The sequence below is a fragment of the Planifilum fimeticola genome, assembly GCF_003001905.1.
GTDB lineage: Bacteria > Bacillota > Bacilli > Thermoactinomycetales > DSM-44946 > Planifilum > Planifilum fimeticola.
Window position 1 is genome coordinate 57,525 of record NZ_PVNE01000011.1, and the last position, 21,410, is coordinate 78,934.

Here is a 21,410-nt window from a genome sequence, read left to right on the forward strand (position 1 = left end):
CGAAGGCTTACCGAAACACCGCGGAAAACCCCGGGATTGTTCCACTATATGAATGCTTCTTCCGGGTTTATGTGGCCCGGATTGGCTTCCCCCGATGCCCGAACGGAAGGCAGCAAGGCGGCCTCCTTTTTCCGCTGCTCCCCGGTTTTTGACCCGACGGTGTGCGTCTATTTACGGGGTTACGTCCCGCCGCCATCCTGAATCCGATGGGGGATTCATGCGATTCGGCCGTTGATAAGTTACCCGATCGGTCGATGCGACCGACGCCCATCTTGTTCCGATGGCCGCCCGGAGCCCTGCCTCAGGGAAAATCTATATCGTCCCCCTTCCTTTCAACCGTTGACAAGCTCCGTTTCCGCCTTTACCATTTAATTAGTTAGACTAACTAATTAGAGGAGGGTTCTTTTGCCCCAGCAAGACAGCATCGGCGCTTTGATCCACCGGATTGCCCGCTCCTCCGTCAAGGCCCTGCAAACCGAACTAGAACCCCTGGGGCTGACGGTCGCCCAGTTTTTCATCCTCCGCTGTCTCTCCCGGAATACGGGCCGGACCCAGAAGGAATTGGCGGAACATCTGGAAATCACTTCGCCCTCGCTAACCGCCATGCTCAAACCCCTGGAGGAGAAAGGGCTGATCCGGCGGGAAATCGATTCGCGGGATGCCCGGGCCAAGCTGATCTATCTAACCGATCAGGGAAAGAAGTTTCTCCGGTACAGGATCCATCCGGCCGTCCGCCGGTTGGAGGACCGGCTGCTTTCCGGGTTTTCCGATCGGGAGAGACAAACGCTCGCCGGAGAACTGGAGCGGATAGTCGAAAACGTGAAGGAGTACGAAAAGGAATGCCGGACCGCCCGATCCGGCCCGAGGATGTAGGAAGCCAGGAATCGAGGAGGGAGCTTTTTTGGGGTTGATCGACCGATTTTTTCGGCAGTTTCAGAGACCGGAAGACAGCTTTTTGGGCCACGCCGCCGGTCAGCTGATGGCGGCCACCACCGGCGGCCGCAACGAGTGGACCTTGTCCCTGCTCAAGATCCGGCCGGACGATCGGATTCTGGAAATCGGCTACGGTCCCGGAGTGGGGATCCTCCTCGCAAGCCAGAAGGTCCGGGAAGGAATCGTGGTGGGCATCGATCCTTCCGAAGCGATGCGAAAACAGGCGGAACGGCGCAACCGCCGGGCCATACGGGAGAAGAAGGTGCGCCTTTTCACCGGAAACATCGAAGATTGGCCCGGCTTCGACCATTCCTTCACCCGGATCTTCTCCGTCAACTCCGCGCCCTTTTGGACCGACCGGATCCGCGTGTTCCAAAAACTGCACGGTTGGCTGGAACCCGGGGGCTTGATGGCCGTCGCCTTTCAACCGCTGGGAAAGGATGCCCCCGATCTGGACGCAACTTGCGAACAGCTGACCGATGAAATGAAACAGGCCGGTTTTGTTCGGATCCGGCGGGAAACCAAACCGTTCCGTGCGGCACCGGCGGTCTGTCTCATCGCCGAAAGGGCGAAATCGCGATGACCTCAAGCGAAAAGCCCCCGGCGGGGGGCTTCCTTTTTTTGCCGCTTCGGTGAACGGGCCACCACCCCGGCAACAACGGGATGGAACAATCGGTCGCGCTCTGGTCAACGAAGGTAAGGAACAATCCCACCGGCGCCCAAACAAGGCGGCTGAACATGGACTTCCCTCGGTCGGCCCAAAGCTGGGGTCTCCTTTCACCCATACACACCGGTGTCCGGGCCGGCCGGTCCTCCGCTCACAAACTGGATCGCAGCTCAACCCCGGGTGAGTGAAAACACCTTGTCGATTGTTCCCGAACGGTGCCGGCCGGATAAAAGGAGAAGATCCCCTCCATCGCGAATGAATAAAAAGGTGTGTCCTCATTTCTTCCATTTGTGTTAAAAAACAAGTCGAAACAGTTTGAGAAAGGACCGGATTCTATGAGCCAAACCGATCTCGTGACCGAGTGGGACCGGGAACAGCGTCAAATCATGCAAGTGATCGAAAACGTGGAACGGGTCATTGTCGGAAAAAGAAAAACGATCCAGCTGAGCCTGGTGGCCCTGCTCTGCGGGGGTCACGTGCTCCTGGAGGACGTGCCCGGCGTGGGCAAAACCATGCTCGTAAAGGCGATCGCCAAATCTCTGGACCTCAATTTCCGGAGAATTCAGTTCACGCCGGATCTTCTTCCCTCCGACGTGACCGGCGTCTCCGTTTACAACCAGAAGACGATGGAATTCGAATTTCGGCCGGGGCCGATCATGTCCCATGTGGTGCTGGCGGACGAAATCAACCGCACTTCCCCCAAAACCCAAGCCGCTCTGCTCGAAGCCCTGGAAGAGGGAAACATCACCGTGGACGGGACGACGATTCCCATCGAGCCCCCCTTCTTCGTGATGGCGACGCAAAACCCGATCGAGTACGAAGGTACCTTTCCCCTGCCGGAGGCCCAGCTGGACCGCTTCCTGCTCCAGTTGCACCTGGGTTATCCGGACCCGTCCCAGGAAGCGGAGATGCTGGAACGCATCAAAGACCGGCACCCCATCGAAACGATCGAAACGGTGATGTCCCGGGAAACGCTCCTTTCGCTCCAGAAGGCGGTTCGTCAGGTATATGTCGACCCCGACATCGTCCGCTATATCGTGGATATCGTGGCAGCCACCCGCTCGGCTCCCGGCATCTACCTGGGCGCAAGCCCCCGGGGGTCCATCGCCCTCTTCCGCACCGCCCAGGCGCTGGCCTTTATCCGCGGTCGCTCCTACGTGATTCCGGACGACGTGAAGGAGCTGGTCCCCTCCACCTTGAGCCACCGGATGATGTTGACCTCGGAGGCCCGCTTGAGCGGACTCACAATCGACCGGGTGCTCCGGGACATCCTGTACAAGATCCCCGTCCCGGTCTTGCCGGAGGAAGGAAGGAAACCCCGATGAAGAGGGACCTGCGGGGACTCCACCTCCTCCTGGTTCTGCTGGCCGCCACCTTCGCCTTCGGCAAGTTTCAGGGTGGATTTGTCCCCTGGTTCCTCTTTTACGTCACCCTCTCCCTCACCCTGTACGCCGGCGCCGTCGCCCTGGGTGCCCTTCGAAACGTGGATGTGACAAGGGAGCTCTCCTCGAAGCGGCTCACGGCGGGGGAAGACCTCCGGGTGATGATCCGGTACCGGATTCGATCCCACTTCCCCCTTTCCTGGCTGTATTTCCGGGAAGAGAGCGACGTGAAGCACCCCGGGCAAGGCAATCTGATCTTCGGATTGCAAAAAGCCGGTGAAGTCACATACTCCATTCCCCGGATGCCCCGGGGAAGGCATGTCTTTGAAGGCATCCGGGTGACATCGGGGGATCTCTTCGGCTTTGTCAAAAAACAGATGACCGCAGGCGGACGGGAAGAGGTGCTGGTCTATCCCCGAGTGAGGCCGATCCGCCTGTGGCTGACGACGAACGACCGGAACGCGGGCCACAGTTTTTCCCTGAACCGGATCAGTGAAAATGTCACCTCCGTGGTGGGGGTAAGGGACTATGTCCCCGGCGACCGTCTGAACCGGATCCACTGGAAAGCGACGGCGCGGGGGCAGGGGTTGAAGGTGAAGGAATTTGAACACCGGACGACCAACGATTTTTTGTTTGTGTTGGACCGGCGCGAATGGTCCTACGGCGACAAGCGGGAGCTCTTTGAACGGGCCGTCAGTTTGATCGCCTCCTTGATCGCCTACGCCATCGACCGCCGCTTCAGCGCCGGGCTGGTTTCCTGCGGCAAAAAGCACGCCGTGCTTCCCCTGGGCCGCTCCCAGGATCATATGCTTCGCCTTTTCGAGCATCTGGCCACGGTGGAACCGGACGGAAAGGAGCCCCTCAGCCAGACGGTGCTGCGGGAAGCCGTATACCTGCCCGCGGGAGCGACCCTGGTGATCGTGACACCGCTGTTGGACGATCCCCTGGTTCAGGCCGTCATCCAATTGGCTTACCGGAAAATAAAGGTGGAGCTGTTTTGGATCGCAGATCCGGAAGATCGCCCCAAAACCGACGGCCGATGGCTGGGAACCCTTGCATCCCTCGGCGTCCAAACGACGCGGATCACCGACGACAACTTCGATGAAGCTCTCCGGGGAGGGATTTCCGATGGTATCCCCACCGCTTGAAGAATGGGATTGGGAAAAGCGGCTGGGAGCCCTGGTCTTCGCCGCGCTGTTGGGTTGGGAATGGCTTTGGCCCCTCCCTCAGGTGACCGACACGCGAAAAATCGGTTGGTTTGCCGTCGCCTTTCTGCTCTTTTTATCCCTGGATACGTTCCGGGTTTCCAAGAAGATCAGCATCCCCGTCAAAATGACGGCCATCCTCGTTCTCTTGATCGGGTTCTATTTCAGCCCCCTGCCCCAGCCTGGAGAATGGCGGGCCATCCTCCTGGATGAAGCGATGCGGTGGCATGAGGAACCGCCCTTTTGGTCCTACTTCACCGGACCTCCCGGCCGCACCGTCGCCTTTTTCCTCCTCCTGTGGGCGGCCGCCGCCTTTCTCGTCCGTCAGATGGTGTGGAAAAGGCGAATGCTGTTCCCCCTTCTGCTGACCGTCGCCTATCTCTCCATCCTGGATTCCTTCACCCTCTTTGACGGAAAGGGGGCCGTCATCCGAAGCATGTTGTACGGTCTCTTTTGCCTGGCCTGGTTCCGGTTGAACCGACTTCACAGGGATGACCGAACCCCATCCTCCGTTCGAGGGTGGTACGCCGCCACCTGGTCTCTGATCGCCCTGGCGGTAGGAATCGGATGGCTGGCGCCCAAGGCGGACGCCAGTTGGCCCGATCCGCTTTCCTGGGTCACCAGCCTGGATGAGCGGGCGGGAAACAAGACCAATCACCGGTTCATCGGCTATTCCACCGATGACAGCCGTCTGGGAGGCCCCTTCATCCAGGATCGCCGAATCGCCTTCCGGGCGACGGCGGACCGGCCCTATTACTGGCGGGGGGAGGCCCTGGACATTTATACCGGCCACGGGTGGGAAAAGGAAACGAAAGGGATGCCGGTGCCCATCCATTTATATCCCGATCCAACCGTCCAAGCCCCCGATCCCATTTTATTGTTCCGAAATTTGGAGACCGAGGACAACCGGGCGACGATCACCTGGAACCAGTCCCGATACCACGTCCTCTTCGCGCCGGGCGGGCTGCGCCGGGCGGATCCGGGGCAGCCGCTCATCGCGGAGTGGGACCACCGGGGCTTCTTCTTCCCTTACGACCCTCCCGGCCGCTACAGCGTGACGGCGGAGATCCCGCGGATCGATGAGGAAAAACTGCGGCAAAGCGATGAAGAGTATCCGGAAGAGATCCGCCGGACGTATCAGCAACTGCCCGACAATCTGCCGGATCGGGTGAAAAAATTGGCGCGGAAGATCACCGCCGACGCCGACAATCCCTATGACAAGGCCCGGGCGGTGGAACAGTTTCTCCAGACCGGCGGCGGCTTCCGCTATGAAACCCGGGATGTTCCGGTGCCGAAGGAAAACGAAGACTTCGTCGATCAGTTCCTGTTCGATACGAAACAGGGATATTGCAACCATTTCTCCTCCGCCATGGTCGTCCTGCTCCGTGCCGCCGATGTTCCGGCGCGGTGGGTGAAGGGGTTTGCCCCCGGCGAAGCGGAATTGGACGACCGGTACCATGTGACGGTGCGCAACGCCGATGCCCACTCCTGGGTGGAAGTGTACTTCAATGATGTCGGGTGGATCCCCTTTGAACCGACTCCCGGATTCACCAACCCAACCCCCGTTGTTCGGGAGGAAACCCAGGAAGATTCCGGGGAGGACGCCTCCTCGGCGCCCCTTCCCTCCCCGGGCGGTCGGCGCAATCCGGAAGCGAGAGACCCCTCCGCTTCCACCCCTTCCGAAGAAAAGGATGCGCAAACCTCCGATGCCGGAAACCATTGGGCATGGTGGACGTCCGGCCTCCTTCTTCTGACGGGATGGGCGGTTTGGACCTTCCGCCGCCGTCTGTTTTGGTGGTGGCTCCACCGGTACCCTCGGATCGAGAAGGGAAACCGTTCCATGCTGATTCAGTCCTTCCGCCATCTCCTGCGCCTGCTCGCCTGGAAAAGGGGACCGAGAAAACCCCACCAAACAGCGAGGGAGTACATCTCCGGGGGAGAATGGATTTTCTCCGCCCCCACCTCCGAGATGCGGGAAATCACCCGTCTGTTTGAGCGAGTCCGTTACGGCAGGATGGAGAAGGAGACCTCCCTGTGGGATCGGGCTAGAGATCTGTGGAGGGCCCTTTTGAAGCAGACCCGTCCCTGAAGTCGATGGTCCGCTCCGAATCCGGGGGCATCGTCCCTTTCGACACCGCAAAAACCTCAAAGCCCGGGAGTCGGGAGCCGATTTTTCGCCTCGGCGACCCTGCCGCATGGAGCCGAGGCGAAAAACCGCTCACTCCTGATACCTTGTCAATCAGGCTGAAATCCTCCCTTCGGAGGATTTCTCTTTTTTCGACAAATCCTCCAATCTTCTTACAAGATTTAGTCCATTTTCCTCTTGCTTCTTTCTTCGGCTCCGCTAAGATGTTGTACACACAACCCTTTCCAGAGGAGGTGGATATTTGTGAGAAATCATTACGATCTGGGCCGCCGGCGCACAAATCCGGTCCGGCGGTCGGCGACGGAGGCGAAGGCGGAGGCCCTCGGTCTCAGGAGGCGTCGATTTCCCTTGTGGACCACCGTCTTCATTTCATCCCTTCTCCTTGGAACCGGTACCGCCGTCTACGCCATCGCCGCCTTCACCCCTCCTCCTTCCGGCCCGAAGTCCGACGCGGCGGCCGTCGGCCTCGCCGATGAAAAGAGGGACGGATTTGCCGGCTCCACAAACGGAGAAGATGCGGAAGACACGCCGCCGGTCTGGGAGGATTCACCGGAGACCCCCAGCCTCCCCCGCCACACGGACAAATCACCCGATGTGCAAAAACCGCGGCAACGCCCTCCGGACACCCGCTCCTTCGACCGCAAAACGCAAAATCGCATCCCGGGCGGGAATCGCTCTTCCGCCGGCGGATTCCCTCCTCGCAGAGAACCGGAAGAAGGCCGTAATCCCCCATCCCCGACCGATTCTTCCGCATCCGGAGAGGAGTCCTTGAAACATCCGGTTCCCGATATTCGGGTGGCGGTCGGCTATCCCTTTTGGATGGCATCACAGGCGGGAAAATCCCCGTCCGGAGACGTGATCCCCGAGGAAGTCACCCTTTTCGGGTATCAATTGCTGTCTGACGGAACGGTGAACACCGTGACGGAATCGGGAAAGAGAGAGGATGTGCGGACCATCCGCTCTGCCCGCCGGTCGGGGGCGCCGCTGGTTCCCACCGTCGCCGTCGCCGATCCGGATCTCCTGCAAAACCTCCTCGCTTCCCAAGAGCAGCGGTCCCGGACGGCGGACCGGCTGGTGAAATGGGCGGCCGAACGGAACTTCGACGGGATGGACTTGCTGCTCGGTCCCATCGCCCCGTCGGGGCGGGAGCATCTCACCCCGTTCATCGAGGAACTGGCGGAAAAGCTGCGCGGGAAGGGTAAGCGGCTCGGGCTCCACGTCCTCAACACCGCGGCCGTTACCCGCGCGGAATGGAAGCGCTGGGGACAGGCCGTCGACCGATTGAAAATCTACCCCTATCTCTCCGGCGAAAGACAGCCCGAGGGCAAAGCTGCCCCGGAATCGATCGATCAGCTCCTCCGGCTTGTGCCCAGGGAAAAGGTGACCTTCGTCTTCCCCGTCCGGGAGAACAAAGGGCCGAGCCAAAAAACCGATCCGAAGAGGAGTACCGGCGTCAACCCGGATCAAGCGCAGACATTCATCCCGCACCTGTTGGAACGTCATCCCGACATCGGAATTCAGCTTTGGATCTTGAAAGGAGCTGAAACATCCAATCATCCGGCGGAAAGGGCACCATCGAATGGAGTCAAGCGGGAGGCGGGCGCCGCCAAACTGGGCTGAACGGGCGATGCGCCTCTTGACTCCCGTAAGAAGGTCCCCGCTTCAGAATCGAAGCGGGGACCTGATTGATAGAGGGAGCATTTTTCTCCGGGCGACTCCTATTGCGCGGAGTCGATGCGAAAATCCTCTCCCGATTCCCGGGCCCGAGTCAAAGGAAAACGGGGACCCTCGGTAGACGATTCGCGCCTTTGCTTGATGATCAGCAGTTCCACACCGTCCCTCTCCGAAAGAAAGCGGCGGGTTTCCAGATCGAGGACCTTGACGGTTTTCTCCGTCATCACATAAGTGTGCCGGCCGTCGGAAGAAAAACCGACCGGTTCAAAGTTGGCGCCCGATCCCAATCTGTCCAGCACCCGGATCCGCTCCGCGTCGATAATGACCAGACCGCCCCTTTGGGTCATCGGATCAACCGGCTTTAGCTTCAACTCCTCTTCTCCGGCCGGTTGTGCCAGGATCACCTTCTGCACCGCCGTTGAATCCTCCCCGGCGGACGGTGCATTCGCCCGGGAAGGGGAAGCACAGCCGGAGGCAAACAGAAGGGCCATCACCAACCATCCAATCCTTCGCCAAAAAGGGGTCATGCACCAACCCTCCTCCATCGGTTCAAGGAACAAAGAACAATCCGAGACCCACATCCTGCGACTTTTGTTTGCCGTCCACGGAAAAGGTCAGTCCCTTCAAAAAGACCATATATTTCCCCGGGGGAACATCCACCCGCCACGTGGCTGTTGCTCGGACGGACTTTCCCGGCGGGATGATGAAACCGGACAACGCATCCAACTCCTGTTCCCACACTCCCTGCTCCTCCTTCAAATTCCCGACGGACAAGCGGGATCCTCGGTCATCCAACCGAATCGGACTCTCCCCGGCATTCTCCAAAGTGAGACGGAAGGACACCCTCTCGCCCCTCCGGTATTCAACGCCGGTGGAAGCGAAGCGGATCCGGAGCGAACCCTTTTTCAGAGCAGTCTCCTCTTTCGCTTCAAAGGCAGGGGCATCGGGATGATCCGGCTGGAAGAGTGCCGAGTCCATGGGGGGATTGTACGCGATCTCCCTCACCTCCTGTCCGAAGCGGAGGCGGTTTTGGGAATCAAAGGCTTCCATCCTCAGGGCATAGAAGGTCTCCCGATCCACCCAGAGGCGCATGCGGGTGATCTCCTCGGCAATGCGTCGATCCCGCACAGAAAGTTCCAGCATGTAGCAATGCCTGCCGGCCACCCGGTCCGATCCGGTGAGTTCCACATCGTACTGATCGGAAGGCAGCCGAAGAAGATCTTCCAATTGTTCCGCCCCCATATAGGGGCCCGCCAGGTTCGAAACGGCGGTCTGGGAAACGGAATCGATCCACACCACGGTATCCCGGGAATCGGAGGACCAAAAACGTCCGCCCGCCATCACGACCGTCCGCCGAAACGAACGGGGAAGGGAATAGGTGGTCTCCTGCCGGAAACGTCCCGGATCCTCATACCAACGCTCGGATACGGACCGATAGCGGGTACCGTCCTCCCCCACTCCCCAGTGGACCATCGTCGCCCGATAACGGTCCACCCGCATCGACCGGTCTGTTTGTTTCATTTTGGCGACCACTTCCCGGGCATCCACATCGGGGACCGGTTGAAAAAATGTGCCGATCCCGACCAGCAACAAGGCGATGACGGCAGCCATCCATGCGAGGGACCTTCGAATCCGACGCAGCTTTCCCTCCCTCCGATCGCTGCCTTTCATCCGAACTCTGGATCCGTCGACATCCGAAGGCCGGGCACTTTGAAGCAGTTCGGCGCGCAGGGAAGCGACAAAATCCGGATCCGGCCTTTCCGGCGCGGACAGTTGGTTCGCCACCTCTACAAGCCCGGCCATCTCCCCATCCGGACAACTCTCCGGGCACTTCAGGCATCGGGCCAGCCGTTCAGCCTTCTCCCGTTCCGTCATCTCCCCTCACCGCCTTTCGCAAGGTTTTGAGCGCCCGATACAGCATCATTTTGGCCGCATCCTCGCTTTTTCCCAATATACGACCGATTTGTCGAAAAGAAAGGTCTCCGCAAAACCGGAGAATGACTGCCTGCCTCTGTTCCTCGGGCAAATCGTCCACTGCCCGCCACAAATCCAGATCGCGAAAGGGTTCTCCGATGTCCTTTTCCGGAAGATCCACGAAAAGCGGACCGCCGGCCACCTCCCGCCCGGCCCGGCGGTAATGATCGGCCACCGCCCGGCGGGCAATGCCGAACAACCAAGCCGAAAAGGGCTTTTCATCCCACTGAAAGCGACCGATGGATTCCAACGCGCGGCGAAATACATCCGCAGTCACATCCTCCGCATGGGCGCGATCCCCCACCCGCCCGTAAACATATCGGTACACGGGGGTTACATAAAAGTCGTAGAGGCGTCCAAACTCCTCCGGATCGCGTTTGGCCCGCTCCACCAACTCCCGTTCCTCCTGATCCGCCGAGATCCGGTCTCGTTCCTCCAACACGCCGTTATCACCCCCGCTTCTCACAAGCCCTTTGAACGTAATATCGCTTGAAGGCGGCAAAAAGGAACGCCCTTCACTTTTTTCCCTCCAACGAAAAAACCCCCTGCCGAAGCAGAGGATTTATGCAAAAAATAAGCCTGACGTTTGAAGCACGTTTGCAATCCGTTTGCAATTTGGGTCGGAAACAAATTGAAATCTGGCATAGAAAAACGAAAAAGCCGCGATTTTACGCGGCTTGTTGGTGGCGTGCCCTGGAGGATTTGAACCCCCGACCTTCTGATTCGTAGTCAGACGCTCTATCCAACTGAGCTAAGGGCACAAGATCTGGTGCGGACGAAGGGACTTGAACCCCCACGGTCGTAAGACCACTAGATCCTGAATCTAGCGCGTCTGCCAATTCCGCCACGTCCGCACGTTGTGAGCTGAAATCCTTTGCCTTACGGCGACATTAGTTAATGTATCACATGCTTCTCAGAAAGTCAACAGGAAATTTCATTGTTTTGATTGTTATTTGTTGGAGGCGGCACCCGGATTCGAACCGGGGATAAAGGATTTGCAGTCCTCTGCCTTACCACTTGGCTATGCCGCCATGTTCCGTATGGAGTCGGCCCCGCTCTGAAACAATAAGGACATAACCTGAAAGGAGATGGGCCGATGATTCCTTTGGAATCGCGCATCGAAAACCTTCGCGCCGGCTACGGCGAGTTGAAAGCCGTCTTTGAACAGCAGGGCTTTACCCTGGGAGGGGGGTACGAATACGACCACGGTTATTTCGACAAACCCCTCGACCCGGAAAGCGACCAGGCGCACCGCGCCTATCTGCGCGTCCCCGTTTTCGCCGTCGAAGGAAACATCGAAGATGACAGCGCCACGGTCCGTTTGGGCAAACCCTTCGTGCTCAAACACGAGTTCAAAACGGGACCGGACGATCGCGTCACCACCGGCGTATTCAGCGGGCTTGTCAACCAGTTCACCGAACCCGCCGACAAGGACGATGCCGTTGAAACCGTGTGGGTGGAAAGGGCCAAGTCCGCTTTAAACGAATTGGAACGGGGACTTGAACCGCTGATCCACTGAAAAGAAAATTGGCAGGGGCGGCAGGAATCGAACCCGCACCGGAGGTTTTGGAGACCTCTGTTCTACCATTAAACTACGCCCCTAAGTGCATGGTGCCGGATGTAGGACTCGAACCCACGACACCTCGCTTACAAGGCGAGTGCTCTACCAGCTGAGCTAATCCGGCATGTGGTGGTTCGGGGCGGAATCGAACCGCCGACACGAGGATTTTCAGTCCTCTGCTCTACCGACTGAGCTACCGAACCAATCGCCCGACGAACCGGAAACCGGTTCGATCGGTGAAAAAAAGACTCCTGAGACTTTCAGAAGTCTGCTCAAATAAACTGGCGGAGAGGGAGGGATTCGAACCCTCGAGACGGGTTTTTACCCGTCTACACGATTTCCAGTCGTGCTCCTTCGGCCAGCTCGGACACCTCTCCACGAAATTTCTTAGCCGTGACATTCATTATTCTATATCGGGAAGATTCCCCGTGTCAAGAGGAAAATCATCCCCAGATTTTCCCCCTGCAAACCGCGGGGCGCAAAAAGTTCCGTACGGCAGGCAGTCTGTCCCATAAAGGTCCTTTTTATGCCCCGCCCCGACAAAAGAGGCGTTTAATTCGGAATAAAAGGAGTATTGAAAACACGACCGACTATTGATAAATATGGAATCGGGAGGATGTATCCCGCAAAAACAGCTGTTTTTGTCCAGGCGGTAAAGGTCGGATCGGTCCGTAGGTGCAAACATCTCCATCCGGTTGGGGGGATTGGACATGCTTTCCTTGTTGGCCTTGCTTCCCGTGCTGACGGTTTTTTTGTTCCTGGTGGCTTTCAAGTGGCCGGCGAAAACGGCCATGCCCCTCGCCTTTGTCGTCACGGTGGGGCTGGCCCTGTGGGTGTGGGAGGTTTCCTTCAATCAGGTCCTCGCGGCCACGGTCGACGGTTTGATCACGGCGCTGACCCTTCTCTACATCATCTTCGGAGCCATCCTGATGCTGAACACGTTGAGTGAGAGCGGCGCCCTGATCACAATCCGAAAAGGGCTGTCAAACATCTCCCCGGACCGGCGGGTCCAGGCGGTGATCATTGCCTGGCTGTTCGGCTCCTTCATCGAGGGGGCCGCCGGTTTTGGCACCCCCGCCGCCGTGGCCGCTCCGCTGTTGGTCGGATTGGGCTTTCCGGCGATGGCGGCGGTGGTGTGCGCCTTGATCATCCAGAGCACTCCGGTCTCCTTCGGCGCCCTGGGAACGCCGATTCTGGTGGGAGTCAGTTCGGGATTGGGAGAAGGCAAGCTGAGCGAAGTGACGAAGGTGGTGGGTTCCGATTGGGAATCGGTCCTCTCCTCCATCGGCGCGAAGGTGGCGGTTCTGCACTTCGCTGCAGGATTTTTCATCCCTCTGCTGATGGTCAGCATCCTGACCCGCTTCTTCGGTAAAAACCGCTCATTCCGGGAGGGGCTCAGAGCGTGGAGGTTTGCCTTTTTCGGAGCCTTGGCGATGACGATCCCCTATATTCTTACGGCCGTCACCCTCGGCCCCGAATTCCCCTCCCTCTTCGGCGGATTGATCGGACTGGCGGTGGTGGTGTGGGCGGCACGGAAGGGATGGTTTCATCCGAAAGACGGCATATGGGATTTCGACGCTCCAGAAAAATGGGATCGGGAATGGGTGGGCAACCTTCGCCTGAACGACCCGGCATCCCTCTCCGTCAACATGCCCTCCTGGAAAGCGTGGACTCCTTATCTCTTGGTGGGATTGTTTCTGGTCCTCACCCGGATGGACTCTCTCCCCGTCAAAGGGTGGCTCAACGGTGTAACCATAGACCTTGAGAATTTGTTCGGGTCCGGCATGTCCGTCAGCGTGAGCCCCCTCTATCTCCCGGGAACCATCTTCATCGCGGTGGTTCTCCTCACCGGTTTGATCCATCGGATGGACAACGCCTCCTTCCGGAGGGCCTGGACAAGCACCTTCAAAACGACGGGGCTGGCCTCGGTCGCCCTTCTCTTTGCGGTTCCGATGGTGAAAGTGTTCATCGGTTCTTCCGGGGGAGCCGCCGGTTACGACAGCATGCCCATTGAACTGGCCAAGGGCGTGGCCGACACGGTGGGGGCCGTCTGGCCCATCTTCGCCCCGTCCATCGGCGCCCTGGGAGCCTTCATCGCGGGCAGCAACACCGTCTCCAACATGATGTTCTCCCTGTTCCAGTTCGGAGTGGGAACGCGGATCGGGGCGGATCCCTCCTGGATCGTCGCTCTGCAGGCCATCGGCGGAGCCGCGGGAAACATGATCTGCGTCCACAACGTGGTGGCCGCTTCCGCCACCGTCGGGCTGATCAATAAGGAAGGAGCCATCATCCGCAAGACGCTCCTGCCCACCCTGTATTACGTCCTCTTCGGCGGCGCGCTGGGTTACACGATCCTGCACGGCTTCGGATGGAACATCGGAACGGTGATCGTCCTCGGAACCGTCGCCGGTTTCGCCATTCTCCTGGCCCGCTTCGGAAAAAACCCTCCGGGTCTGTCCCAACCCGGCTCGGCCCACAAGGGATGAGAAGAAAAATGGCGGGATTCCCCTCTTGCCTTGCGGAGGGGAATCCCGCGATTCGTTTGTTCCCCTTCTTTACACAAACTCCGTCGCCTCTCGGATGCACAGGTCCAGATCCGCCCGGCGGCGGGAGCAGGTCTCCTCATCCCAGCCGCACACATCCCGCATGCAGTCCAGCACGGGATCTTTCCACCGCTTCACCCGGTGGATGTCGAAAAACAGATCCCCGGTGCGGCGAACCCAGAAATCGGCGGGGGTTGCGGCCATTTCCTCTTCCACGGCGTAGAGCAGAACGGCGTACAGGGAAGGAGGCAATCCGTAAGCTTCCGCTTCTTTCCCTTGCGAGGCGATCCGCCCGAACACCTTGTCGATGTTGGTCCCATAGCGCCGGACAAGCCGCTGCGACTCCTGTTCGTCCAATCCCAGCTCCGTCCCCTCCCGCACCTTTTCCTCGACGAAGGCGGGGAAGCGGTCGGACCCGCCGACATCGCCGCCGGAGAGGGGAATCCGCTCCGTCACGCATGGCCCGAAGGGACCCGCCCCCTCCTCGGCCAGTCCGGCGCACACCCGATCAACCACCCGCTGCGCCATTTTGCGGTAACCGGTCAATTTTCCCCCCGCAATGGTGATCAGTCCGGTCTCGGAAAGAAAGATCTCATCCTTCCGGGAAATTTCCGTCGTCGGCTTTCCTTCCTCGCGGATGAGGGGACGGATTCCGGCCCAGCCCGATTCGATCTGATCCGCCGTGAGCCGAACGGAGGGAAACATCCCGTTGACCGCCTCCAGGAGGTAATCGCGATCCTCCCCGCTCATGTGCGGACGGGCCGGATCCCCGCGATATTCGGTGTCCGTCGTTCCGATGTAGGTCTTTCCGTCCCGAGGGATGGCGAACACCATCCGGCCGTCCGGCGCGTCGAAATAGACGGCGTGACGGAGTGGGAAATGTTTCTGGTCGGTCACGATGTGGATCCCCTTGCTCCATTGAATGGTCTTCCCCGTTTTCGACCCGTCTTTTTCGCGCAGAAAGTCCACCCAGGGACCCGTGGCGTTGACCACTTTCTTGGCGTGAATCCGGTAGGAATCGCCGGTCAAGGTGTCGATCACCTCGGCCCCGATCACTTTTCCGTCCCGATAAAGCAGGTTTTCCGCCTTGGCGTAATTGGAGGCAAGAGCGCCCCGCTCCACCGCTTCCTTCAGCACTTCCAGCGTCAACCGGGCATCGTCGGTCCGATATTCCACATAGAGTCCGGCTCCCTTCAATCCCTCCTTCCTCAACAGCGGCTCCCGCTCCAGCGTGTCCGTCGGATTCAGCATCCTCCTCCGTTCTTCCTTTTTCACCCCGGCCAAACGGTCGTACACGAACAATCCGAGCGAAATGCCCGCCTTGCTGAAGGTCCCCCCTTCGACGACCGGCAACAGCATCCATTCCGGTGTCGTCACATGGGGACCGTTTTCATAGACGATCGCCCGCTCTTTTCCCACCTCGGCGACCAGTCCGATTTCCAGCTGTTTCAGATACCGGAGCCCGCCGTGAACCAGCTTGGTCGAGCGGCTCGACGTGCCCGCCGCAAAATCCTGCATTTCGACAAGCCCGACGGAAAGCCCCCTCGTCCGGGCATCCAGGGCGATTCCCGCCCCGGTGATCCCCCCTCCGATGACGAGCAGATCCAGCTTTTCTTCCGCCATCGTCCGCAGATGGTCCGACCGCCTCAGACCGGAAAACGGCTGTTTCAAGAAATCCACCCCTTTCATGGAAAAAACCACAATCCTCCGTACGTACATCCGTACGAAGTATTGTGGCCTTCTCCCGTCTCACCCGGATATTAACTTTTCCCGAATCCCGTTTTCGACGAAGGAAACGCTCGCTGCCTCATTATTCCTGTTCCCTTTTCTCCCAACGATAAACCCGGAAATGCAAAACCTCACATCCGTTCCCATATTTCCCGGCGCGAGGTGGTCACCGCCACCGCCCCCGCCTCGAGGGCGGCGCACACTTCCTCCCGGCTCCGGATCAAACCTCCGGCCAGAATGGGGATGTCAATCCGCTGCCGAACCTCCTGAATGATGTGGGGAATGATGCCGGGCAACACTTCGATGTAATCCGGACGAAAGGAATCCAGCAGCCGGTAGCTGGTCTCCATGGCATGGGAATCCAGCAGGAAGATCCGCTGAACCGCCATCAGCGACCGTTTTTTTGCCACCTGGACCACCTGGGTGCGGGTGGAAATCAGGCCGGCGGGGCGAATTTGTTGACACAAAAATTCCGCCGCATGCTCGTCGTTTCTCAACCCCTTGATCAAATCCACATGCAATAGCACCTTCTTGTTCCGCTTCTTCGCCATCGATACCAGAGACTGGAGTTGCGCCGCGTGGCAATCCAGCAGGATTACGTATTCGTACGGAGACTTCAGCATCCGCTCGAAGTCCTTGACGCTCCTCGCCGCCGGTACGATTTTCTGATCACCCAAGTGCATCTCCGCGCTCCCCCATGGCTGTGTAAAATCGCCGCAGGGCATCCTTCACACATGCCCGCCGGGCGCCTCCCCTGTGAACTTTCGGACGTCAGATTGCCCAGGGCATGCTGACCGGTCTCCGGGACCGGGAGTCGGGAAGCGATTTCCGCATCACGCTCCGTCCCGGGAAACATCGCTTTCCTTTGATTCTCTTTTTCGATCATGCTTGATGGATTTCCTTCGCGTGAAATATGTCACCTTCGGTACATGATCGTCAGCGCAAGCCCGTAAAGAGCCCACGCGGCCGTCCCCATAGCCGCCCCCGAAACCGTCAAGGCCCCCCGACCCAAACCGGTTCCGAGGGCCAGAAGCACTGCGGCCGCGGCAGACCCCGTCAAGGCGGCAATCGTCATCTTCCGGGGCATCATTTCGTGCAAAGCGGGAGCTTGCTCCGAAGGATCCTTCGCCGCATGATGGCCGTAACGCCCCATCCAGCGCAAAAAAGGAAGGATCTTGGCCATGTAGGCGCTGATGTTCCATTGCAGAAATCCGAACAGGGACAGCAGGAGGCCGGAAGCCGCCCAATTCTCCTGGAGACTGCCGGAGGAGGCTATCGCCCACGCCGCCATCACCGGCCATCCACCGTACAGCCCGCCGAGGATCCATTTCAGCACCCACTCCACTTCCCGACGGCGTCGATGGCGAAAATGGCGATACAAATCGACCAGCACCCAAGCATAGCCGACCAGGTAGAGGATCCACCCGGCTGCCGATATCCCCTCGGAGGCCGCGGACCCTGCGCCTGCCTCCAGGGCTTCTCCCGCAAGTACCGCCGCCATTCCGGCAAGCACCAGAATCCCCGGCCCGCTTTTGCGCAATCCCTTGTACCGGGAAGAGACAAAAAAGCTCATCAGGCGGGGACTGATCAGGATGATCAAGGTGGTAAACCAGCCGACGATCCCCGACATCATGTGCAAAGGCAGGGTGTTCCCTCCGGCGGGAAACCGGCCGAGGGACATGGCGACGCCCAGCAGCACGTTAATAAAGAAAAAGGGAAAGGCGGCCGCGATCAGCAGCGCCTCAGCCTTTTTTTTCAGCGTCCGCAGGGTTTGTCCAAGATTCCACAATAGAAAACCGGTCGACAGGATCAAAAGCAGCCCGCCGACCGCGGTGATGCGCCACATGTGGACAAGAAACCCCAGGGGGAGGGCGACGGCGCCGAGCACGATCAAGGCATACTGAACATATCCGAGGCGAATCGAGTACAGACGGCCCTGAAAGGCGACGGGCACGATTTGCAGCATCGCCCCGTGCACCACGACCATCGCATACCCGATCACAAACAGATGAACCGCCGCCAGGAGATAAGAATCGATCCACCTGCCCCGGGAGAGCGACTCCGCCGCCAGGATCATGAAAAACCAGCAGACGCCGAGGAACCCGGCTCCGGTCAACATGTACACTCGGGTGATCCGAAAGCGGGACGACAGGCGATTCGGCTTCGTCGCGGACATGTGCAATCCCTCCAACCCTGGGTCAAAGCACCCTTATGTCAAAATCGATATCGGTCTTTTCCGGACGGGGAACATTACCTACTTCAAACGGCCCAATTCGGGAAAATCGGTAACGATCCCGTCCACACCGAGGGCGATCATGCGTTCCGCCTCTTCCTTTGTCCGAATGGTGTACGGGGTGATCTTCATGCCCAGATCGTGGACGCGCCGGACCAGGTCCTCATCCACCAGCGACTGGCTGGGATTCACATAATCCGCATAGCGGGCGAAGGCGGCCAGATCCTCATCGCTTACCCCGTCCTGGTAGTCGGCTTGGCTGAGGAGAACCCCCACCGGCACCGAAGGCAAAAGGCGATGGAATTTCTTCATCGATTCGTGCCCGAAGGATTGGACGATCACTTTTCCGTTTTTGGGCCGGTGCATGTTCCGCTTTTTCAGGGCATTGGCCACCTTTTCCTCAATTCCGGGATAAAGTTCGGGGCTTTTGATCTCGATCAGGATGCCGATCTTGCCCCGGTACCGATCGAGCACTTCCCCCAGGGTGGGAATCCTTTCGCCGGCAAACTCCGGCCCGAACCAGCTTCCCGCATCCAGCTTTTTCAGCTCCTCCAGGGTGAGATCCCCGACCCGCCCCGTACCGTCGGTGGTTCGGTCAACGGTGACGTCGTGCATGATCACCAGATGTCCGTCCTTGCTCATCTGCACGTCCAACTCGAAGAAATCCGCCTTCATTTCCACGGCCTTGTCAAAGGCCGCCATCGTGTTTTCCGGAGCATGGCCCGAGGCGCCCCGGTGGGCGATGTTTAAGAACGAATCCTTCGCCTCCGCCCCGGACCCGAACACTCCAAAAGAGATGCTCAGAATAAAAAGGGTCAGAAAGGAAACAATCAGCCAGCGTCTCTTCCGAAACATCGGATCTCCCCCTCCCACGATTGATCCGGGCCCTTCGCCCGGTTGTTGGATCCGATTATATATATACGGGGGGATCCAAAAATTTTATTACCTTGAAATCACCGGCAGAAGGATGGTGGAAGGATGCGGTTTGCTGTGGTAGACCGTCTGTTCCGCCACTTCCATGTCGGTACTCCGCCCCAGCGGCGCTCCGGTATTCAAATTGCGGTCATACTTGGGAAAGGCGCTGGAGGCGATCTCCACGCGGATGCGATGTCCCTTCTTGAACACGTGGGATGTGTTCCACAAGTCGATCTCAAACCGGTAAATGCGCCCCGGCTCGAGCAACTCCGGCCGGTCCATCCCCTTCAGAAAGCGCCCCCGCACCATGCCGTCCGTCAGCCGTTGGGCGAATCCGTTCGGCCACACATCCAGCAGTTTTGCCATAAAATCCGTATCCCTTGCGCTGGTGGAGGCAAACAGTTCCATCCGGACCGGTCCGGTCACCTCCAGATCCTCTTCCAGCGGAGGCGTGGTGTATACCAGCACGTCATCTCTCCGCTCCACTGCGGAATAATCATCGGGACCGCCGATCTGGGCGGAGGTCATGTCGGTGATGTAGGGGACGGGATTCGCGGGATCGTACCGATACCGGTCAAAGGGTGCCTCTCCCTCCTCCGGGGGATCGACGGACAGGCGTCCGTCGCCGAAGCGGCTGTTGGCCCGACCTCCGCTGTGAAGGTAATACCGGGTCCACCGGGTGTCGGGAAGGGGCCAATCCTCTTCCTCCCGCCACCGGTTCTCCCCCATGACGAAGATGCGGACCGGGGGCTCGTCCATGATCCCGTTTTCTTCCCCCTTCAACCAATGGTCGAACCACCGAAGCTGGTATCCCAGCAGGTCGATGACGGACTCCGGCCCGAAATCGATCTCCCCCAGACGGGTGGAGCGATTGATCCGGTGCGGCCAGGGACCCATGATCAGCTTCTGGCTGCGCCGGGCCCGCTCCGTGGCGGCATGGCGGACCATTCCCATGTAGTTGAGGGGCGTGCCCACCTGCTCGTCGTCGTACCAGCCGGAAATGTGAAGCACCGGCAAGTCCAGTTCGTGGAAACGGTTTTGATAGCTGATTTCCTTCCACCACTCGTCCAACTGCGGATGGCGAATCTCCTCCCGCCAATGGGGAAGATGCTTTCCCGTCAGCTCGTCCATGGTCTCCAGGGGGAGATGCCAATAGATCCGCTCCCAGTCGATCACGTCCACATTCTGCATCACCCGTCCGCTGGTCATGTAGAGCCAGCACAGGTGGTGGGGCGTGGGCACCCCCGTCGGCCATTCCACAAAGGGATCCGACGGCGTCACGATGCTGATCATCGTCTTCAAGTGAGGTGGATGGTGCAAGGCGGCCAACCACTGAACCCGCGCCAGGTAAGACGCGCCCATGGTACCGACGGCCCCGCTGCACCAGGGTTGGGCCGCCGCCCACTCGATGCTGTCGTACCCGTCGCGCCCCTCGTTCCGGTATGGGACGAATTCCCCTTCGGAATCGCCCCGACCGCGAACATCCATGTACACCACGCCGTAACCGTGGGAAGCGAAGAAACGGGCCGTAGCGTCAATCTCATCGCCGGTCTTCCCGTACGGCGTCCGGACCACGATGGCCGGAACCTCCTCCTGTGAACGGGGGCGGTACACGTCTGCGGAAAGGGTGATGCCGTCCCGCATCGGCACCCGGACATCCCGTTGCACCATGACTTCCCAAGTTCCGGATCTCGCTCTGCTCATCCCGACACCCCTTTTCACAGTTCGCGTTTTCTCATGAAGCCCGGGGGATCTCCCGCCGGAGATCAAATCTCCCACAGAATCATTTCCCGTTTTCCCTCTCCAGTTCCTCTTTCGCTCCTCCGTCCTCGGCGGTTGGCCCGAAGGCCTGCAAAATGGTATACTGAAAGAGATTCAACACCGGGGTGCGGTCGAACCGGCCCCACTTTCGTTGAAAGGGAGCAAAAAGCCATGCTGTTCGCCAATAAAATCAACAAGTTCCGCACCTTCGGCCTGTTGTTCATCTTTTTGGGCTTCGCCGCCATGTATCTCGGTTTCCTGTGGCCGTCCCTGCACAGCCTCTTTTTCCTCCTGGGACTGATCGTCATCCTCGGCGGCGTGGGCATCTACTTCTGGACCGGCATCCTATCCATGCAGGCCGTCCAAATCGAGTGTCCCAAGTGCGGAAGAACCACCAAGATTTTAGGTAAAATGGACCAATGCGCCTACTGCAAGGTCTATCTTTCCCTCGATCCCAAGCACGCGCCGAAGGACACGGCCCAGCCCCCGTCCGCCGAGTGAGCGGATCGCGCTTTCCAAAAACAGATAGCGTGCGCCCGCATTGGGCTCTCTAAAACCCCCGTATCAAGGGGGATTTTTGGTTTGAGAAGATGTTATTACCAAAGACGTATTTTCCCGAAAGTCATTCTTTTATGGGAATTTCAACTGTATAATGATACGTAGGCGTACTCCAAGAGGTGACATTCTT

Annotated in this window: 17 protein-coding genes and 7 tRNA genes; 9 read left to right on the forward strand and 15 right to left on the reverse strand. The window is 59.1% G+C overall.

Features of this window, described 5'->3' with window-relative positions:
• Nucleotides 1–405 precede the first annotated feature (405 nt).
• The 6 genes from CLV97_RS08470 (at nt 406) to CLV97_RS08495 (ending at nt 7,953) form a co-directional block, all read left to right on the forward strand.
• Complete coding sequence (locus CLV97_RS08470; protein WP_106345093.1) at nt 406–873, forward strand: MarR family winged helix-turn-helix transcriptional regulator; 468 nt, start codon at nt 406–408, stop codon at nt 871–873.
• Nucleotides 874–901: 28 nt separating this feature from the next.
• Complete coding sequence (locus tag CLV97_RS08475) at nt 902–1,516, forward strand: class I SAM-dependent methyltransferase (protein ID WP_106345094.1); 615 nt, start codon at nt 902–904, stop codon at nt 1,514–1,516.
• Nucleotides 1,517–1,935: 419 nt separating this feature from the next.
• A complete protein-coding gene (locus tag CLV97_RS08480; RefSeq protein WP_106345095.1) occupies nt 1,936–2,925 on the forward strand; it encodes an AAA family ATPase in 990 nt (329 codons plus the stop codon).
• Nucleotides 2,922–4,130 (forward strand): DUF58 domain-containing protein, encoded by a 1,209-nt coding sequence (locus tag CLV97_RS08485; RefSeq protein WP_106345096.1) that lies wholly within the window; start codon nt 2,922–2,924, stop codon nt 4,128–4,130. Before CLV97_RS08480 ends, CLV97_RS08485 begins: the two co-directional genes overlap by 4 nt.
• Nucleotides 4,111–6,276: a transglutaminase TgpA family protein gene (locus tag CLV97_RS08490; RefSeq protein ID WP_170070419.1), complete on the forward strand. Its 2,166-nt coding sequence runs from the start codon at nt 4,111–4,113 to the stop codon at nt 6,274–6,276. Before CLV97_RS08485 ends, CLV97_RS08490 begins: the two co-directional genes overlap by 20 nt.
• A gap of 300 nt (nt 6,277–6,576) precedes the next feature.
• Nucleotides 6,577–7,953 carry a glycoside hydrolase family 18 protein gene (locus CLV97_RS08495; RefSeq protein WP_106345098.1) on the forward strand — a complete coding sequence of 459 codons (1,377 nt, stop codon included), beginning with the start codon at nt 6,577–6,579 and terminating at the stop codon, nt 7,951–7,953.
• 98 nt (nt 7,954–8,051) lie between these two features.
• On the opposite strand, the gene CLV97_RS08500 is transcribed toward CLV97_RS08495, so the two are convergent.
• The 6 genes from CLV97_RS08500 to CLV97_RS08525 form a co-directional block, all read right to left on the reverse strand.
• On the reverse strand, nt 8,052–8,534 hold the full coding sequence (locus CLV97_RS08500) for a hypothetical protein (RefSeq protein WP_106345099.1): 483 nt from the start codon (nt 8,532–8,534) through the stop codon (nt 8,052–8,054).
• Between the two features lie 22 nt (nt 8,535–8,556).
• Nucleotides 8,557–9,882 carry an outer membrane lipoprotein-sorting protein gene (locus CLV97_RS08505; protein WP_106345100.1) on the reverse strand — a complete coding sequence of 442 codons (1,326 nt, stop codon included), beginning with the start codon at nt 9,880–9,882 and terminating at the stop codon, nt 8,557–8,559.
• Entirely contained in the window at nt 9,860–10,423 is a 564-nt protein-coding gene (locus CLV97_RS08510) for a sigma-70 family RNA polymerase sigma factor (protein WP_170070420.1), read from the reverse strand. Before CLV97_RS08510 ends, CLV97_RS08505 begins: the two co-directional genes overlap by 23 nt.
• 242 nt (nt 10,424–10,665) lie before the next feature.
• Nucleotides 10,666–10,742: transfer RNA gene (locus CLV97_RS08515), tRNA-Arg, on the reverse strand.
• Between the two features lie 6 nt (nt 10,743–10,748).
• Nucleotides 10,749–10,835, reverse strand: a tRNA-Leu gene (locus CLV97_RS08520).
• A 103-nt stretch (nt 10,836–10,938) separates the two neighbouring features.
• Nucleotides 10,939–11,012, reverse strand: a tRNA-Cys gene (locus tag CLV97_RS08525).
• Between the two features lie 65 nt (nt 11,013–11,077).
• Between CLV97_RS08525 and CLV97_RS08530 the strand changes: the two genes are divergently transcribed.
• Nucleotides 11,078–11,500 (forward strand): YugN family protein, encoded by a 423-nt coding sequence (locus CLV97_RS08530; RefSeq protein WP_106345102.1) that lies wholly within the window; start codon nt 11,078–11,080, stop codon nt 11,498–11,500.
• A 9-nt stretch (nt 11,501–11,509) separates the two neighbouring features.
• Here CLV97_RS08530 and CLV97_RS08535 read toward each other — a convergent pair.
• From CLV97_RS08535 to CLV97_RS08550, 4 genes are all read right to left on the reverse strand, one after another.
• Nucleotides 11,510–11,583, reverse strand: a tRNA-Trp gene (locus CLV97_RS08535).
• A 7-nt stretch (nt 11,584–11,590) separates the two neighbouring features.
• Nucleotides 11,591–11,666, reverse strand: a tRNA-Thr gene (locus tag CLV97_RS08540).
• 3 nt (nt 11,667–11,669) lie between these two features.
• Nucleotides 11,670–11,745 (reverse strand) — tRNA-Phe (locus CLV97_RS08545).
• Between the two features lie 79 nt (nt 11,746–11,824).
• Nucleotides 11,825–11,919 (reverse strand) — tRNA-Ser (locus tag CLV97_RS08550).
• Between the two features lie 333 nt (nt 11,920–12,252).
• On the opposite strand from CLV97_RS08550, the gene CLV97_RS08555 reads away from it, so the two are divergent.
• Nucleotides 12,253–14,028, forward strand: a complete 1,776-nt coding sequence (locus tag CLV97_RS08555; RefSeq protein ID WP_106345103.1) for an L-lactate permease — start codon at nt 12,253–12,255, stop codon at nt 14,026–14,028.
• A 69-nt stretch (nt 14,029–14,097) separates the two neighbouring features.
• Here CLV97_RS08555 and CLV97_RS08560 read toward each other — a convergent pair whose 3' ends face one another.
• The 5 genes from CLV97_RS08560 to CLV97_RS08580 form a co-directional block, all read right to left on the reverse strand.
• On the reverse strand, nt 14,098–15,774 hold the full coding sequence (locus CLV97_RS08560; protein ID WP_106345139.1) for a glycerol-3-phosphate dehydrogenase/oxidase: 1,677 nt from the start codon (nt 15,772–15,774) through the stop codon (nt 14,098–14,100).
• 170 nt (nt 15,775–15,944) lie between these two features.
• Complete coding sequence (locus CLV97_RS08565; RefSeq protein ID WP_106345104.1) at nt 15,945–16,496, reverse strand: glycerol-3-phosphate responsive antiterminator; 552 nt, start codon at nt 16,494–16,496, stop codon at nt 15,945–15,947.
• A gap of 233 nt (nt 16,497–16,729) precedes the next feature.
• Nucleotides 16,730–17,989, reverse strand: coding sequence for a hypothetical protein (locus tag CLV97_RS08570; protein ID WP_106345105.1), 1,260 nt, complete (start codon nt 17,987–17,989; stop codon nt 16,730–16,732).
• A 78-nt stretch (nt 17,990–18,067) separates the two neighbouring features.
• Nucleotides 18,068–18,901, reverse strand: a complete 834-nt coding sequence (locus tag CLV97_RS08575) for a glycerophosphodiester phosphodiesterase (protein ID WP_106345106.1) — start codon at nt 18,899–18,901, stop codon at nt 18,068–18,070.
• A gap of 87 nt (nt 18,902–18,988) precedes the next feature.
• Nucleotides 18,989–20,665 carry a CocE/NonD family hydrolase gene (locus CLV97_RS08580; RefSeq protein WP_106345107.1) on the reverse strand — a complete coding sequence of 559 codons (1,677 nt, stop codon included), beginning with the start codon at nt 20,663–20,665 and terminating at the stop codon, nt 18,989–18,991.
• Nucleotides 20,666–20,893: 228 nt separating this feature from the next.
• Between CLV97_RS08580 and CLV97_RS08585 the strand changes: the two genes are divergently transcribed.
• The gene (locus tag CLV97_RS08585) at nt 20,894–21,223 is read left to right on the forward strand and encodes a DUF2614 family zinc ribbon-containing protein (RefSeq protein WP_106345108.1); all 330 of its coding nucleotides are present in this window, start codon (nt 20,894–20,896) and stop codon (nt 21,221–21,223) included.
• Nucleotides 21,224–21,410 lie beyond the last annotated feature (187 nt).

What these genes read in the sequence shown, in the direction of transcription:
- CLV97_RS08480 (WP_106345095.1), top strand. Translation starts at nt 1,936, where the DNA reads ATGAGCCAAACCGATCTCGTGACCGAGTGGGACCGGGAACAGCGTCAA.
- CLV97_RS08485 (WP_106345096.1), top strand. Translation starts at nt 2,922, where the DNA reads ATGAAGAGGGACCTGCGGGGACTCCACCTCCTCCTGGTTCTGCTGGCC.
- CLV97_RS08490 (WP_170070419.1), top strand. Translation starts at nt 4,111, where the DNA reads ATGGTATCCCCACCGCTTGAAGAATGGGATTGGGAAAAGCGGCTGGGA.
- CLV97_RS08500 (WP_106345099.1), bottom strand. Translation starts at nt 8,534, where the DNA reads ATGACCCCTTTTTGGCGAAGGATTGGATGGTTGGTGATGGCCCTTCTG.
- CLV97_RS08505 (WP_106345100.1), bottom strand. Translation starts at nt 9,882, where the DNA reads ATGACGGAACGGGAGAAGGCTGAACGGCTGGCCCGATGCCTGAAGTGC.
- CLV97_RS08530 (WP_106345102.1), top strand. Translation starts at nt 11,078, where the DNA reads ATGATTCCTTTGGAATCGCGCATCGAAAACCTTCGCGCCGGCTACGGC.
- CLV97_RS08555 (WP_106345103.1), top strand. Translation starts at nt 12,253, where the DNA reads ATGCTTTCCTTGTTGGCCTTGCTTCCCGTGCTGACGGTTTTTTTGTTC.
- CLV97_RS08560 (WP_106345139.1), bottom strand. Translation starts at nt 15,774, where the DNA reads ATGAAAGGGGTGGATTTCTTGAAACAGCCGTTTTCCGGTCTGAGGCGG.
- CLV97_RS08565 (WP_106345104.1), bottom strand. Translation starts at nt 16,496, where the DNA reads ATGCACTTGGGTGATCAGAAAATCGTACCGGCGGCGAGGAGCGTCAAG.
- CLV97_RS08570 (WP_106345105.1), bottom strand. Translation starts at nt 17,989, where the DNA reads ATGTCCGCGACGAAGCCGAATCGCCTGTCGTCCCGCTTTCGGATCACC.
- CLV97_RS08575 (WP_106345106.1), bottom strand. Translation starts at nt 18,901, where the DNA reads ATGTTTCGGAAGAGACGCTGGCTGATTGTTTCCTTTCTGACCCTTTTT.
- CLV97_RS08580 (WP_106345107.1), bottom strand. Translation starts at nt 20,665, where the DNA reads ATGAGCAGAGCGAGATCCGGAACTTGGGAAGTCATGGTGCAACGGGAT.
- CLV97_RS08585 (WP_106345108.1), top strand. Translation starts at nt 20,894, where the DNA reads ATGCTGTTCGCCAATAAAATCAACAAGTTCCGCACCTTCGGCCTGTTG.